This window comes from Flavobacterium gyeonganense (assembly GCF_029625295.1).
GTDB lineage: Bacteria > Bacteroidota > Bacteroidia > Flavobacteriales > Flavobacteriaceae > Flavobacterium > Flavobacterium gyeonganense.
This window is the reverse complement of the sequence record NZ_CP121112.1, coordinates 4,285,040-4,299,619: the sequence shown is the minus strand read 5'-3', so window position 1 is coordinate 4,299,619 and position 14,580 is coordinate 4,285,040. Positions and strand designations below refer to the sequence as shown.

The window sequence follows — 14,580 nt, the reverse complement described above, 5'->3', positions numbered from 1 at the left end:
AATTTAACTATGAAATTTTATTTCAATGTCTTAGCATTCTTTACATTCTGATCTGTCAATGCAAGCGTCAATACTTCACTCATTTCTTTCACATAATGAAAAATAAGCCCTTCTAAATATTCTGCTTTAATTTCATCAACATCAGATTTGTTTTCGTGACATAAGATGATTTCTTTAATACCAGCTCTTTTTGCCGCTAAGATTTTCTCTTTAATTCCGCCAACCGGTAAAACTTTTCCACGAAGCGTAATTTCACCTGTCATGGCTAAACTTTTCTTTACCTTTTTTTGAGTTAATAAAGAAACAAGGGAAGTCAGCATAGCTATACCTGCACTTGGTCCGTCTTTTGGAGTAGCCCCTTCAGGTACGTGTAAGTGAATATTGTATTTTTGAAACAAAGCAATATCTAGTCCTAATTTTTTCGCATTTGCTTTAATATATTCCAAAGCAATTGTAGCCGATTCTTTCATCACAGTTCCTAAATTCCCTGTAATACTTAAGGAACCTTTTCCTTCAGAAATCAAAGACTCTATAAACAAAATATCTCCTCCTACACTTGTCCACGCAAGTCCAGTAACTACTCCGGCAATATCATTGTTTTCATATTTGTCACGTTCCAGTCTTGGTACGCCCAAAACCTTTACAATATCTTCATCAGTAACTTTTTTGTTATATTCTTCTTCCATCGCAACTGCTTTTGCGGCGTTACGGATTACCTGAGCAATTTTGGTTTCCAAGTTACGAACACCAGACTCACGTGTATAACCCTCAACAATTTTTTCCAATTGCTTTTTACCAATTGTTAAATCTTTGGCTGTTAATCCATGTGCTTCTAATTGTTTTGGGAAGAGGTGTCTTTTGGCAATCTCAACTTTTTCTTCAATCGTATAACCGGACATTTTAATCACTTCCATTCTGTCCCGTAACGCTGGCTGAATAGCCCCCATATTATTTGAAGTTGCAATAAACATCACTTTAGACAAATCATAACCCATTTCAAGGAAATTATCATAAAAAGCATTGTTCTGCTCTGGATCTAAAACTTCTAATAAAGCTGAAGACGGATCACCACTGTTCCCACTCGATAATTTATCGATTTCATCCAGAATAAAAACAGGATTTGAAGTTCCGGCCTTTTTCAAACTTTGAATAATTCGGCCCGGCATTGCACCGATATAAGTTTTTCTATGTCCGCGAATTTCTGCTTCGTCACGTAAACCGCCTAGTGAAATACGAACATACTCACGTCCTAGAGCCTCTGCAACAGAACGTCCAATAGATGTTTTTCCAACACCCGGAGGTCCTGTTAAACATATAATTGGTGACTTCATATCATTGCGAAGCTTCAAAACAGCCAAATGTTCAATCATTCTTTTCTTAACTTCATCAAGACCGAAATGATCTTTATCTAATATTTTTTGAGCATGTTTTAAATCAAATTTATCTTTGGAATATTCGCCCCATGGCAACTCTAAAAACAATTCCAGGTAATTACGCTGAATTCCAAAGTCAGGCGACTGCGGATTCATTCTGCGCATTTTTGATAATTCTTTTTCGAAATGTTGCTGCGTCTTTTCGTCCCATTTTTTGGTTTTCGCTTTCTGCCCCATTTCGTCCATTTCTTCCTCCTGTGAAACGCCTCCCAATTCTTCCTGAATGGTTTTCATTTGCTGATGAAGGAAATATTCACGTTGCTGCTGATCTAAATCAAAACGAACTTTTGACTGAATATCATTCTTCAGTTCTAATTTCTGAAGCTCAATATTCATATAACGCAGCGTTTCCAATGCACGTTCTTTCAATCCATTTATTGATAAAAGACCTTGTTTCTCTTTTACAGTCAAATTCATGTTAGAAGAAACAAAATTGATTAAAAACGACTGACTTTCAATGTTTTTAATTGCAAATGTAGCTTCAGACGGAATGTTTGGACTTTCTTTAATAATCTGAATCGCTAACTCTTTTACAGAATCTAAAATAGCTGTAAATTCTGTATCATTATCATCAGGACGTTCTTCAGAAACTTCTTGAATTGTGGCAGTCAGATAAGGCTCTTCTGAAACAACTTCATTAATCTCGAAACGTTTTTTTCCTTGTAAAATAACGGTAACATTCCCGTCAGGCATTTTTAAAACACGCAGGATTCTGGCAACAGTACCTATTTTGTGAATATCATCTTTAGACGGATCTTCGTCTTCTTCATTAATCTGAGAAACAACGCCAATAATTTTTTCACCGGCATTGGCATCGTTGATTAATTTTATCGATTTATCCCTTCCTGCAGAAATAGGAATAACAACACCAGGAAATAAAACTGTATTTCTTAAAGGTAAAATTGGAAGCGAGACAGGAAGCTCTTCATTGTTCATTTCCTCCTCGTCTTCCGGAGTTAATAATGGAATTAATTCTGCCTCCGAGTCAAATTCCTGAAGTGACAGATTGTCAATAGTTAGTATTTTATGATTTGACATAATAATATATAAGTCGTTTTGTCATTAAAAGGTTTGTTCCAATATCAAACACAAGTTAAGAAAGCAGTATTTAAGTAAAAAACATGCTTCAGATTGCCTTTGAAAATCAGGTGATAAAAATAGACAATCATTATGCCAAAAACAAAGACATTTTTATTTGAATTTTAAATCGTAAAAACTATTTGATGTCAACATGATATACATTCTCCAAAAAAATAAAATTAATTTTACCAAAACTGTAACAAATCCAAAAAGGCAAAGTCATTATAATAAACCAGCAATTATTACTTGAGCACAACCAATCAAAATATCGAAGAGTTAATCAAACTTTGTAAAGAAAATAATCAAAAAGCACAATTTGAAATTTACAATCGCTATTGCAAGGCTATGTACAATGTGGCTTACAGAATTGTAAAAGATGAACATTTTGCACAAGACGTCATGCAGGAAGGTTTTTTGAGAGCTTTTACCAAAATTAACGATTATAAACAGGAAGTTGCATTTGGAGCATGGCTCAAAAAAATCATTGTGAATCACAGCATCGATTTTTACAAAAAAAACAATGCTTTTCAGATGGAAGATCTGAACAAAACGCTTTACAAAATAGAAGAAAAGGATACATTATTATCTGAAAGTATTGATTTGAATTCACTTAAAGTGAAACAAGTCCTGGATGCCATTGCGGGTTTAAAGGATAATTACCGAATGATTTTAACACTCTTTTATATTGAAGGGTATGATCAGGAAGAAATTAGCGAAATTTTAAATATCAGTTATGCAAATTGCAGGACTACATTAAGCAGGGCTAAAGAATGTTTACGAAAAAAAATAGAAGAGATATATGAAAAAGGAAAATGACGACTTAGACAAATTATTTAAAAAATTTGAAAATCAATGGGATATACAGGAAATGAATTCTGGTCATCAGATGGATTTTTTAAATAAACTGAACAAAAAACAACCTAAGAGAAATAATTATTCGGTTTGGGCAATTGCCTCCTCAATAGTGATTTTATTAGGTGTGTCTGTTTTTTACAACAATAATGAAAAACCTAAGGAATTTAAATTTGCATCAAAAGAGACCAAACAAACCGATTCAATTTTTAGTATTTTAATTGAAAAAGAATTAGTTAAACTACAGGAAAAAAGCTCTCCGGAGAACGAACAAATTATAAATGATGCTTTAAAACAAATGAAAGTTTTTGATGCCGATTATGAAAAAATTATAAAAGAGCTTCAGAAAAATGGCGAGAATAAGCAAATCATTTATGCAATGATCAGCAACCTGCAAACCCGAATATCTTTTTTACAGACGGTTTTACAGCGTATAGAAGAAAATGAAAATTTAAAAAACACTACTCATGACGAAACATTTTAACATATTAATTTTATTCATTTTAATTCCTCTTACAGGATTTTCAAATGATGATACTTTTATTTCAAAGCAAAAAAACATTAAAAAAACCTTTATTGTTAACCCAAATGCAGGAATTGATATTGATAATAAGTACGGAAACATCACTGTATCAACCTGGGATGAAGATAAAATTGACTTTGACATTACTATAAAAGTTACCGGTGGAAACGAAAATTGGGTAAACGAAAAATTAAATAGCATCGACGTTGATATAAATGCGCTAAAATCGATGGTTACAGCAATTACGAAAATTGGAAGTTCAACTTTAAAAGTCAAAGGAAGCAGCAACAGTTTCGAAATCAATTACATAATTAAAATTCCAAAAAACGGCACAGTAAAACTAAATAATAAATATGGCAATATTACTGCACTTGCTTTAGAATCAACAACGGATATTTCCTGCAAGTACGGAAAAATCACTCTTGGAAAGTTAAACGGCCCTAACAATCGCATTAAAATTGAATATTGCCAAAACTCAGCAATTGATTACATTAAAAACGGAATTATTCAGGCATATTATTCAGGTTTAAAAATAAATGATTCCGGAAATTTAACTTTAGATACAAATTATACAGATTTAGCCATTTCTGATGGTCAAACCATTAAATACGACTGTAATTACGGAAATTTTAAATTTCAAAAAATAAACTCACTCTCAGGATCTGGTAATTACCTTACAATCAATGTTGCAGAAATTTCAAATAATATAAATATTGACGCCAATTACAGCAAAATAAACGTTGGAATAATTACAGAAAAAGCTAATAATGTAAATATCAATTCGGGCTATTCTGATGTTTCTCTGGGATACGACACCAATTATACATTTGATTTTAATATAAATACTAAATATGGAAATATTAAAAAGGATAATTCTTTAGATATTTCATCAACTGAAAGTAAATCCACTTCAAAAAAAATAAGTGGCTATAACAAAAGAAAAGGCCAAAATAAAGTCAATGTTAATTCGAATTACGGAAATGTAAGCTTAATCAAAAAACAATAATATTTTCAGAACAGTTTTTCAATCAGTAAAACACCAGTATATCAGTGCTGGTGTTTTTTCTATTATATGTAGGATAGTGAAATTGAGTTTTTAGGAACTCAGGACAGCCTTTGCCATTCGCTTAAAAAATTACTATTTTTGCACTCTAAATTTTATGTCATGCCGAAAAGAAAATATAAAATAGCCGTCGTTCAGTTAAACCTTAACGACGTAGCCGAAAATAATCTGAAAAAATGTATCACCTGGGTAAAAGATGCCGCTAATAAAGGTGCCGAAGTTATACTCCTGCCTGAGCTATACAGCAGCCATTATTTCTGCCAGAGTGAAGATGTTGATAATTTTGCATTAGCAGAACCTCTTTACAGCACTTCATTTATCGCGTTTAGCGAATTAGCAAAAGAACTAGGAGTTGTTATCATAGTTCCTTTCTTCGAAAAAAGAATGGCAGGAATTTACCATAATAGCGCCTATATTATTGATACTGACGGAACCGAAGCTGGTTTATACCGTAAAATGCATATCCCGGATGATCCGCATTTTTATGAAAAATTTTATTTCACTCCTGGTGATTTAGGTTTTCAGGCTATTGAAACCAAAAAAGGGAACTGTGGGGACATTAATTTGCTGGGATCAATGGTATCCTGAGGCAGCACGTATAACAGCCTTAAAAGGTGCCGAAGTGTTATTTTATCCTACTGCAATTGGATGGCATCCAAAAGAAAAAGAGCAATACGGAGAAAACCAATATGGTGCATGGATGAATGTTATGAAAGGTCATGCTGTTGCAAATGGCGTTTTTGTTGCTGCCGCTAACCGAATTGGTCTTGAACAATATATTGATGGAACCGATGGAATTCAGTTTTGGGGGGCTTCATTTATTGCTGGTCCTCAAGGGGAAATTTTAGCACAGGCATCACACGATCAGGAAGAAATTTTAATTGCTGAAGTTGATTTGGATCTACAGGAAAACGTTCGTCAAAACTGGCCGTTTTTCAGAGACCGAAGAATTGATGCATTTGGAGATATTACTAAAAGAGCAATTGATTAATCAATTCTATATTTTTTATAAAATAAAAAATGCTGTTTCAAATATATTTTGAAACAGCATTTTGTTATTAATAAGTATCTTATTTATTTCACCTGGAAAGAAACTCTTCTCACGATTTGACGAGCCTCTTTTGATTTTTTATTTACAGAAGTATCTTCTCCATTAGCAATTACATTTAATCTTGAAGCATCAATTCCTGCATTTATAGCAATTTGCTTAACAGCCTCTGCTCTTTTTCTTGACAATTCAACATTATAACTTGAACTTCCAATTTCATCAGCATACCCTACTACGTCTGCTGTTTTATTTGGATTATTTTTCAAATATTTTACTAAGAAATCAATACCAGATAAAGATGCAGTAGTTGGTTTAGTAGAATTGAAGTCAAAATATACATTTACATATCCATCGTTGATCAATTGTTCTACTGTGCTGTTTGTCTGAACACCACCACTTTTTTGACCATAAGTTTTTTCTAAGTAACTTTCTAATTCGTCAGGAACACCATTTTGATTATTATCAATAGATTGTCCTTTCGTATTGACAGCAACACCTGCAATTGAATTTGGTTCTAAATCATACAAATCAGCCACTCCGTCTTTATCTGTATCTAAAACACCTGTTTCAAGTAATGCTACTCTTTTTTCTAAATCATCATATCTGTCTTCTTCTCCAACCCAGTCAGCATGTTTTTGATTTTTACCTAAATAAAATGTTAATCCTAAAGATGCGTTTACCAAACCTCCATCAAAAACACCTGTTGGTGCAGATCCCATTCCATCAAAATTCCAATTTTGTTGGGCATGAACAATTCCGGTAAGATCCCCAGTCAATGCAACTCTGTCACTTAATCTTACCTGAGCTGTTAATCCTAAAATCCCATTAATCATATAGTCTTCGCCATCAAAACCTGTCTTACTGGCAAGTTGAGAAGCTCCAAGTCCACCATGAACTAATAAACCGAAGGTATTTGTCCAAGTTTCAAAATTTAAAGCTCTTCCTAGGTTTATGACTCCTTGTAAATCTGTTCTAATATATCTGCTTTTAAAATCTAATGAACCATTATTATCACTGTTTTGAAATTGGTCATATCCAAAATCTAACTTAAGACCAAATTTAGGATTGAACATATATCTTACCCCTAAATCAGCGTGAAAAGAATTAAGATTAAAAAATTCGGTATAGTAACCTGGGGTTAATGCTCTTGCTGGCTTAGTTAAACCACCATTTAATTCGATAGACCATTTATTATATGAAGGTTTATTATCGTAAGGTTCAGTTGAAGTTACTGTTTCATTTTGCGCATTTGCAAAAAATGAAAGAAATAAAAAAGTTAAGGAAGCTAATTTTTTTTTCATGATATTTAAGTGTTTTAAATTTTACATTTTAACGGTGAATTTTAACTTATGAGTCGTTAAAAACTCAGAGCAAAATTATGTTAACCATATAAAAAAAGCTTTCTATTCCTTTTCAGAATTTTTATATAATTCCCATACATTAGGCTATGCGGGGAATTATTGAAGGTTTAGCTTTTTTAAAACAACTTGGGGCGGGATATTTCAAATAACAAATTAATTTCAATTATTAGCTTATAGATCAAGAAAAAGCAATGAATTCTTTAAATCGATATATTTTTCTATAACTTTAACATAAAAATCAGTAAACTTAAATAGAAATTTGTTAAATTATCAAGGGTAAAATTAATGTTTTTTTTTAAAATAAAATGTTTTTTTCTTAAAAATTATCAACCATATATCTTTAATAAAATATTAATAAAAAAAGTATAATTGATTATTATTTACAAACATTTGATTTCTAAAACACTTTTTTTGAATTATTCACTGAATTACAAGAGCTTACGTGTAAATTTAAATTCAAAATTCCTATAATGTTTCATAATACTAATGAATGCTTATCTTTGTACTCTTTTAATTTAGAAAACTTTTATGAAATTAGATAATAGACGATTTCCGGCAGAATGGGAGAAGCAACAGGGCATTTTACTATGTTTTCCTCATAATGGAAACGATTGGCCTGGTAAATATGAAGCAGTTCAATGGGCTTTTGTTGAATTTATTAAAAAAGTAGCGATTTTCGAAACTGTATTTTTAGTTGTAGCTGATGAAAAATTAAAAGGAAAAGTGTTTGAAATGCTCGAAAGAGCACGGGTTAATATTGGAAATATTTCTTTTATTATTCATAAAACAAACAGAAGCTGGATGCGTGATTCAGGACCGATTATTGTAAAAAATGGTTCTAAAAGAGAAGCTTTAAATTTCAATTTTAATGGATGGGCAAAATATACAAATTATCAGTTAGACAAATTTGTCCCGGGTAAAGTAGCTGATTTTATTGATATTCCGTTAACTCAGGTAACGTATAAAGGGAAGCCAGTAATTGTTGAAGGAGGTGCAATTGATGTAAATGGAAAGGGAACCTTACTAACTTCTGAAGAATGCCTGATGCACCCTAAAATTCAGGTTCGAAATCCAGGTTTTACCAAACAAGATTATGAAGCCGTTTTTAAAGAATATCTTGGCGTAACTAATGTAATATGGCTTGGAGACGGAATTGAAGGTGATGATACCCATGGACATATAGATGATTTATGCCGATTTGTAAATGAAGATACTATTGTAACGATTGTAGAGACTGACAAAAACGATTCAAATTATAAGCCTTTACAGGATAATTTGAAAAGACTTCAGAATGCAAAATTAGAAGATGGAAAATCACCAACAATAGTTGCATTGCCAATGCCAAAACGTGTAGATTTCGAAGATTTAAGATTGCCGGCAAGTTATGCTAATTTCCTAATTTTGAATAATTGTGTTTTAGTACCAACCTTCAATGACAGTAACGATCGTATCGCTTTGAATATTTTAGCACAATGCTTTCCGGGTCGCGAAGTAATTGGAATAAGCTGTATCGATTTTATCTGGGGATTTGGAACTTTACATTGTTTGAGCCAACAGATTCCTGCTTAACATATAATATATTCTTAATTTATTAAAAAAAATGCCTAAAAAAAGAATAACTTCTTTGAGGCATTTTTTTTAGTATTATCTCCTATCCTATTTTAAGATAATTTTTTATTTCTCTTCATGGCCTTACAAAAGGTGGTAACAACTGGCTGCAAACTTCTCCAAAACCAATTCGAACCTCTGCATTTTCACAAAAACCTCTTATTATTACTGTATCATTATCTTCGATAAATTTACGTTCGCTTCCATCTTTTAATTTGATTGGATTTTTGCCTCCCCATGTTAATTCTAACATTGAACCAAAACTATCAGGCGTTGGTCCGGAAATAGTTCCTGATCCCATCATATCACCAGAGTTTACACGACATCCATTAGAAGTATGATGTGCCAACTGCTGACTCATAGACCAGTATAAATATTTAAAGTTTGATTTGGAAACGACTGTTTCTTCCTGATCCTCCGGTTTAAGTAAAACTTCCAGATGAATATCAAATGCTTTCTTTCCTTTCGTTTGCAAATAAGGTAGAGGTGTCGGATCCTGCTTAGGCCCTTTAGTCCTGAAAGGTTCTAATGCATCCATAGTTACAATCCAAGGAGAAATTGATGTTGCGAAACTCTTTGCCAGAAAAGGACCAAGTGGTACATACTCCCATTTTTGTATATCTCGCGCACTCCAGTCATTCAATAAAACCATTCCAAAAATATAATCTTCTGCTTCATAAGTCGAAATATTTTCGCCCATTACATTTACATCAGTAGTAATAAAAGCAGTTTCTAATTCAAAATCGACCAGACGCGACGGACCAAAAACCGGGTATTTTTCTCCCGCTGGCAAAATCTGCCCCATTGGCCTGTGAACAGGAATTCCGGACGGAACAATAGTAGAACTTCTTCCGTGGTATCCAACCGGAATATGCAGCCAGTTTGGCAATAAAGCATTTTCAGGATCACGAAACATTTTTCCTACGTTTGTAGCATGTTCTTTACTGGAATAAAAATCAGTGTAATCGCCAATTAAAACCGGCAATTGCATCTCTACATCTTCAATCTTAAAAATAACAACATCACGGTCTTTTTCTGAATCTCTAAGCTGAGGATTTGTTTCATCAAAAATATCTGCAATACGGTTTCGGACTAGTCGCCATGTTTTTTTTCCGTCAGAAATAAAATCATTTAGCGTATCCTGCATAAACATATCATCTGTTAAGTCTATTCCTTCAAAATAGTTTAATTGTTGTAAAGCCCCTAAATCTATAGCGTAATCGCCAATTCTCGTCCCTACAGTAACGACATTTTCTTTGGTAAGAAATACACCGAATGGAATATTCTGAATAGGGAAATCACTATTCTCTGGTACATCCAACCATGATTTTCTTTTGGTATCGTTGGCGGTTATTGGCATGTGAATGTTAATTATTTGTTGAAAAAATCTATGTCAAATATATCATAATCTAACAGTTTCACAAACGTTTTTTTGTATTTTTGCAGGAAATTAACGAAAAACGAAAAAATGCAACGCGACGAACAAATTTTTGACCTTATACTAGAGGAACAAGACAGACAAATTCACGGATTAGAACTTATTGCTTCTGAAAACTTCGTAAGTGATGAAGTAATTGAAGCTGCTGGTTCAGTTTTAACAAATAAATATGCTGAAGGATATCCTGGCAAAAGATACTACGGCGGTTGCGAAGTAGTTGACGTTATTGAACAGATTGCTATTGACAGAGCTAAAGAATTATTTGGTGCTGAATATGCCAACGTACAACCTCACTCTGGTTCTCAGGCTAATGCCTCTGTTTTTCACGCTTGTTTACAGCCGGGCGATAAAATTTTAGGATTCGATTTATCACATGGTGGTCACCTTACTCACGGTTCTCCTGTAAATTTTTCAGGCCGTGTTTACAACCCTGTATTTTACGGTGTAGACAAAGAAACAGGAAGATTGGATTACGATAAAATTCAGGAAATTGCTACTAAAGAGCAGCCAAAATTAATCATAGCTGGAGCTTCTGCTTACTCTCGTGATATGGATTTTGAACGTTTCAGAGTTATCGCTGACAGCGTTGGTGCAATTTTGATGGCTGATATTTCTCACCCTGCAGGTTTAATTGCAAAAGGATTATTGAACGACCCAATTCCACATTGTCATATTGTAACTACTACAACCCACAAAACATTACGTGGACCAAGAGGTGGTTTGATTTTAATGGGTAAAGATTTCGAAAATCCTTGGGGATTAAAAACGCCAAAAGGGGAAATCAGAATGATGTCTGCTTTATTGGATTTAGCTGTTTTCCCAGGAAATCAGGGAGGACCTTTGATGCACATTATCGCTGCTAAAGCTGTTGCTTTTGGTGAAGCTTTAAAAGATGAGTTCTTCACTTATGCAATGCAATTACAAAAAAATGCTAATGCTATGGCAGATGCTTTCGTAAAAAGGGGATACAACATTATCTCTGGCGGAACAGACAACCACATGATGTTAATTGACCTAAGAAATAAAAATATTTCAGGAAAAGATGCTGAAAATGCATTGGTAAAAGCAGAAATTACAGTAAATAAAAACATGGTTCCATTTGATGATAAATCACCCTTTGTAACTTCAGGGATACGCGTTGGAACAGCTGCAATCACTACTCGTGGTTTAGTAGAAAAAGATATGGAAACTATCGTCGCTTTAATCGATAAAGTACTTGCTGATCATACAAACGAAGCTCTTATCGAAGAAGTAGCTAATGAAGTAAATGAAATGATGAGCGAAAGACCAATTTTCGTTTACTAATTATAGTTTCATTTTTAAAGGTTTCAAGTTTAAAGTTTTGTAACGCGTAAGAAAACGTAAAACAAAACTTTAAACTTTTTTCGTTCCTAAAAGAACCTGAAACCTGAAACAAATAAAACAAAATAAACATATGGGCGTACTTAGATTACAATTGCCAACCGACCCAAGATGGGTTAATATTGTTGAGAAAAACATAGAAGAAATCTTAACCGATCACGCTTGGTGCGAGCAAAAAGCAGCTACAAATGCAATTACAATTATAACCAATAATTCTGAACATCAGGATTTAGTGCAGGATTTATTAGCTTTAGCCAAAGAAGAAATTGATCATTTCGAACAAGTTCATAACATTATCATTAAAAGAGGATTAAAACTAGGACGTGAACGTAAAGATGATTATGTGAATGAATTATACCAGTACATGAAGAAAAGCGGAGACGGAAGCCGTGTTTCAGGTCTTGTTGAGAGATTATTATTTTCAGCAATGATTGAAGCCAGAAGCTGTGAACGCTTTAAAGTACTTTCTGAAAATATTCAGGATGAAGAACTGGCTGTTTTTTACAGAGAATTAATGGAAAGCGAGGCCGGGCATTACACTACTTTCATCACATACGCACGTAAATATGGCACCGGAATTGACGTTGAAAAACGCTGGAGAGAATGGCTTGCTTTTGAAGAATCTATAATTACAAACTATGGCAAAGGTGAAACCATTCACGGATGATACTTTACATAAATAATTACAACTGATCATTTAATTTTATACTATTTTTAATACTTTTTAAGTTCTAGACTTTTAAATTGCAGTAAAATTAAAGTCAATTATGATTATGGATAAAATAAAAATACTTTGGGTCGATGATGAAATCGATCTTTTAAAACCTCATATATTATTTCTGGAGAAAAAAATTATTCAGTTACAACCTGCAATAACGGGCTCGATGCAATTGGGCTTTTTGAAGAAGAAAATTTCGACATCGTTTTTTTAGATGAAAATATGCCCGGAATGAGTGGTCTTGAAACACTTTCTGAAATGAAAGAAAAAAAGTCTGCTATTCCTATGATTATGATTACCAAAAGTGAAGAAGAATACATCATGGAAGAAGCAATTGGATCTAAAATTGCCGATTACCTGATAAAACCAGTAAATCCGAATCAGATTCTTCTAAGCTTAAAGAAAAACCTTGATCATTCCAGATTAATTTCTGAAAAAACGACTTTGGATTACCAAAAAGAATTCAGAAAAATTTCTATGGAATTAGCAATGGTAAATTCTTATGAAGACTGGGTTGAATTATATAAAAAATTGCTGTTCTGGGAATTAGAGCTTGAAAACATTAACGATCAGGCGATGATTGAAATCCTGGAATCGCAAAAAGTTGAAGCCAATTCGCAATTTGGTAAGTATATCGAACGAAATTACGAAGACTGGTTTGCTCCCAAAGCAGACAAACCAATTCAGTCACACAACTTATTTAAAGAATTAGTCGTTCCGGAACTGAAAAAGAAAGACAAACCTGTCTTGTTTGTTGTTATTGATAATTTGCGTTACGACCAGTGGAAATCTTTTGAAACCGTAATATCCAATTATTACAAGTTAGAAAAAGAGGTTCCTTATTTCTCTATACTTCCAACCGCTACACAATATGCCAGAAATGCTATTTTTTCTGGTTTACTGCCGGTTGAAATGGAAAAACAATTTCCTGAATATTGGAAAAATGATGTAGAAGAAGGCGGAAAAAATCTTTATGAAGCCGAGTTCCTTAGCGCTCAATTAAAACGTTTAGGACTCAATATAAAGGAAGATTATTTCAAAATCACCAATTATTCAGGTGGTAAAAAGCTGGCTGAGAACTTCAAAGCTTTAAAAGGAAATGATTTAGTAACTGTTGTTTATAATTTTGTAGACATGTTGTCGCATGCCAAAACTGAAATGGAAGTTGTAAAAGAGCTTGCTTCAGACGATAAGGCTTATCGTTCCCTCACTTTAAGCTGGTTTAAAAACTCACCTTTACTTGAAATAATTCAACAGGCACAACTTTTAGGTTTTAAATTAATCCTGACAACAGATCACGGAACCATAAACGTAAAAAACCCTTCAAAAGTTGTTGGGGATAAAAACACAAGCTTGAATTTACGTTACAAAACTGGGCGCAGCTTAACTTACGAACAAAAAGATGTTTATGTAGTAAAAGAACCAAAAACTATAGGCTTGCCAGCTATAAACATGAGCAGTTCTTTTATTTTTGCAAAAAATGATCTGTTTTTGGCCTATGTAAACAATTACAATCACTATGTTAGTTATTATAAAAACACCTACCAGCATGGCGGAATTTCGCTTGAAGAAATGATTATTCCATTTTTGGTATTTAACCCAAAATAAAAAACAATTTCAGTCCCGGTTTTATAATTACATAATTCCGGGACTAATTCAAATAAAGAAATACAAACCAATGAATATCGTTTTTTCATTAGATCAGATTCAGGAAGTAGCCAAAAAAATTATTGCTCGAAATCCCAAAAAAATCATTCTTTTTAATGGTGAAATGGGTGTTGGAAAAACTACTTTGATTAAAGAATTATGCAAAACTCTAGGAATTAAAGACGCTACAAGCAGCCCTACTTTTTCTTTAGTTAATGAGTATTACACCTCTAATAATCAAATTGTTTATCATTTTGATTTTTACCGGCTTAATAAAGAAACTGAAGCACTTGATATGGGTGTAGATGATTATTTATATTCCGGAAACTGGTGTTTTATCGAATGGTCTGAAAAAATTGCTGGTTTGATTCCGGAGGAGCATTCTATAGTTAATATTCAATTAAAGGCAGATGGTAGAAGAAACTTAGAGTTAATTTAATCCAACGA

General features: G+C 33.1%; 10 protein-coding genes and 2 pseudogenes. 9 read left to right on the top strand and 3 right to left on the bottom strand.

The features are described from left to right. Positions 1-17: 17 nt before the first annotated feature. Positions 18-2,471, bottom strand: a complete 2,454-nt coding sequence (gene lon / locus P5P89_RS18610) for an endopeptidase La (protein WP_278009656.1) — start codon at positions 2,469-2,471, stop codon at positions 18-20. Positions 2,472-2,759: 288 nt separating this feature from the next. Here lon and P5P89_RS18605 point away from each other — a divergent pair, with 288 nt between their 5' ends. The 4 genes and pseudogenes from P5P89_RS18605 (at position 2,760) to P5P89_RS18590 (ending at position 5,942) form a co-directional block, all read left to right on the top strand. Continuing rightward, positions 2,760-3,329, top strand: coding sequence for an RNA polymerase sigma factor (locus P5P89_RS18605; protein WP_278009655.1), 570 nt, complete (start codon positions 2,760-2,762; stop codon positions 3,327-3,329). After that, positions 3,313-3,849 carry an anti-sigma factor gene (locus P5P89_RS18600; protein ID WP_278009654.1) on the top strand — a complete coding sequence of 179 codons (537 nt, stop codon included), beginning with the start codon at positions 3,313-3,315 and terminating at the stop codon, positions 3,847-3,849. The genes P5P89_RS18605 and P5P89_RS18600 overlap by 17 nt, the downstream gene beginning before the upstream one ends. Continuing rightward, the gene (locus P5P89_RS18595) at positions 3,833-4,894 is read left to right on the top strand and encodes a hypothetical protein (RefSeq protein WP_278009653.1); all 1,062 of its coding nucleotides are present in this window, start codon (positions 3,833-3,835) and stop codon (positions 4,892-4,894) included. Before P5P89_RS18600 ends, P5P89_RS18595 begins: the two co-directional genes overlap by 17 nt. 159 nt (positions 4,895-5,053) lie before the next feature. Further along, a pseudogene (locus P5P89_RS18590) lies at positions 5,054-5,942 on the top strand (carbon-nitrogen hydrolase). A gap of 83 nt (positions 5,943-6,025) precedes the next feature. On the opposite strand, the gene P5P89_RS18585 reads toward P5P89_RS18590, so the two are convergent. Then, on the bottom strand, positions 6,026-7,300 hold the full coding sequence (locus P5P89_RS18585; protein WP_278009652.1) for an OmpA family protein: 1,275 nt from the start codon (positions 7,298-7,300) through the stop codon (positions 6,026-6,028). A gap of 588 nt (positions 7,301-7,888) precedes the next feature. Between P5P89_RS18585 and P5P89_RS18580 the strand changes: the two genes are divergently transcribed. Then, a complete protein-coding gene (locus tag P5P89_RS18580) occupies positions 7,889-8,929 on the top strand; it encodes an agmatine deiminase family protein (RefSeq protein ID WP_278009651.1) in 1,041 nt (346 codons plus the stop codon). A gap of 115 nt (positions 8,930-9,044) precedes the next feature. Here the strand turns inward: P5P89_RS18580 and fahA are convergent, their stop codons facing one another. Then, positions 9,045-10,328, bottom strand: coding sequence for a fumarylacetoacetase (gene fahA / locus P5P89_RS18575; protein WP_223683404.1), 1,284 nt, complete (start codon positions 10,326-10,328; stop codon positions 9,045-9,047). A 108-nt stretch (positions 10,329-10,436) separates the two neighbouring features. Between fahA and glyA the strand changes: the two genes are divergently transcribed. The 4 genes and pseudogenes from glyA (at position 10,437) to tsaE (ending at position 14,572) form a co-directional block, all read left to right on the top strand. Continuing rightward, entirely contained in the window at positions 10,437-11,711 is a 1,275-nt protein-coding gene (glyA, locus tag P5P89_RS18570; RefSeq protein WP_278009650.1) for a serine hydroxymethyltransferase, read from the top strand. A 130-nt stretch (positions 11,712-11,841) separates the two neighbouring features. Continuing rightward, a complete protein-coding gene (locus tag P5P89_RS18565; protein WP_243234424.1) occupies positions 11,842-12,435 on the top strand; it encodes a MiaE family protein in 594 nt (197 codons plus the stop codon). A gap of 106 nt (positions 12,436-12,541) precedes the next feature. Next, a pseudogene (gene porX, locus P5P89_RS18560) lies at positions 12,542-14,094 on the top strand (T9SS response regulator signal transducer PorX). 70 nt (positions 14,095-14,164) lie between these two features. Beyond that, entirely contained in the window at positions 14,165-14,572 is a 408-nt protein-coding gene (gene tsaE / locus P5P89_RS18555; RefSeq protein ID WP_278009649.1) for a tRNA (adenosine(37)-N6)-threonylcarbamoyltransferase complex ATPase subunit type 1 TsaE, read from the top strand. Positions 14,573-14,580 lie beyond the last annotated feature (8 nt).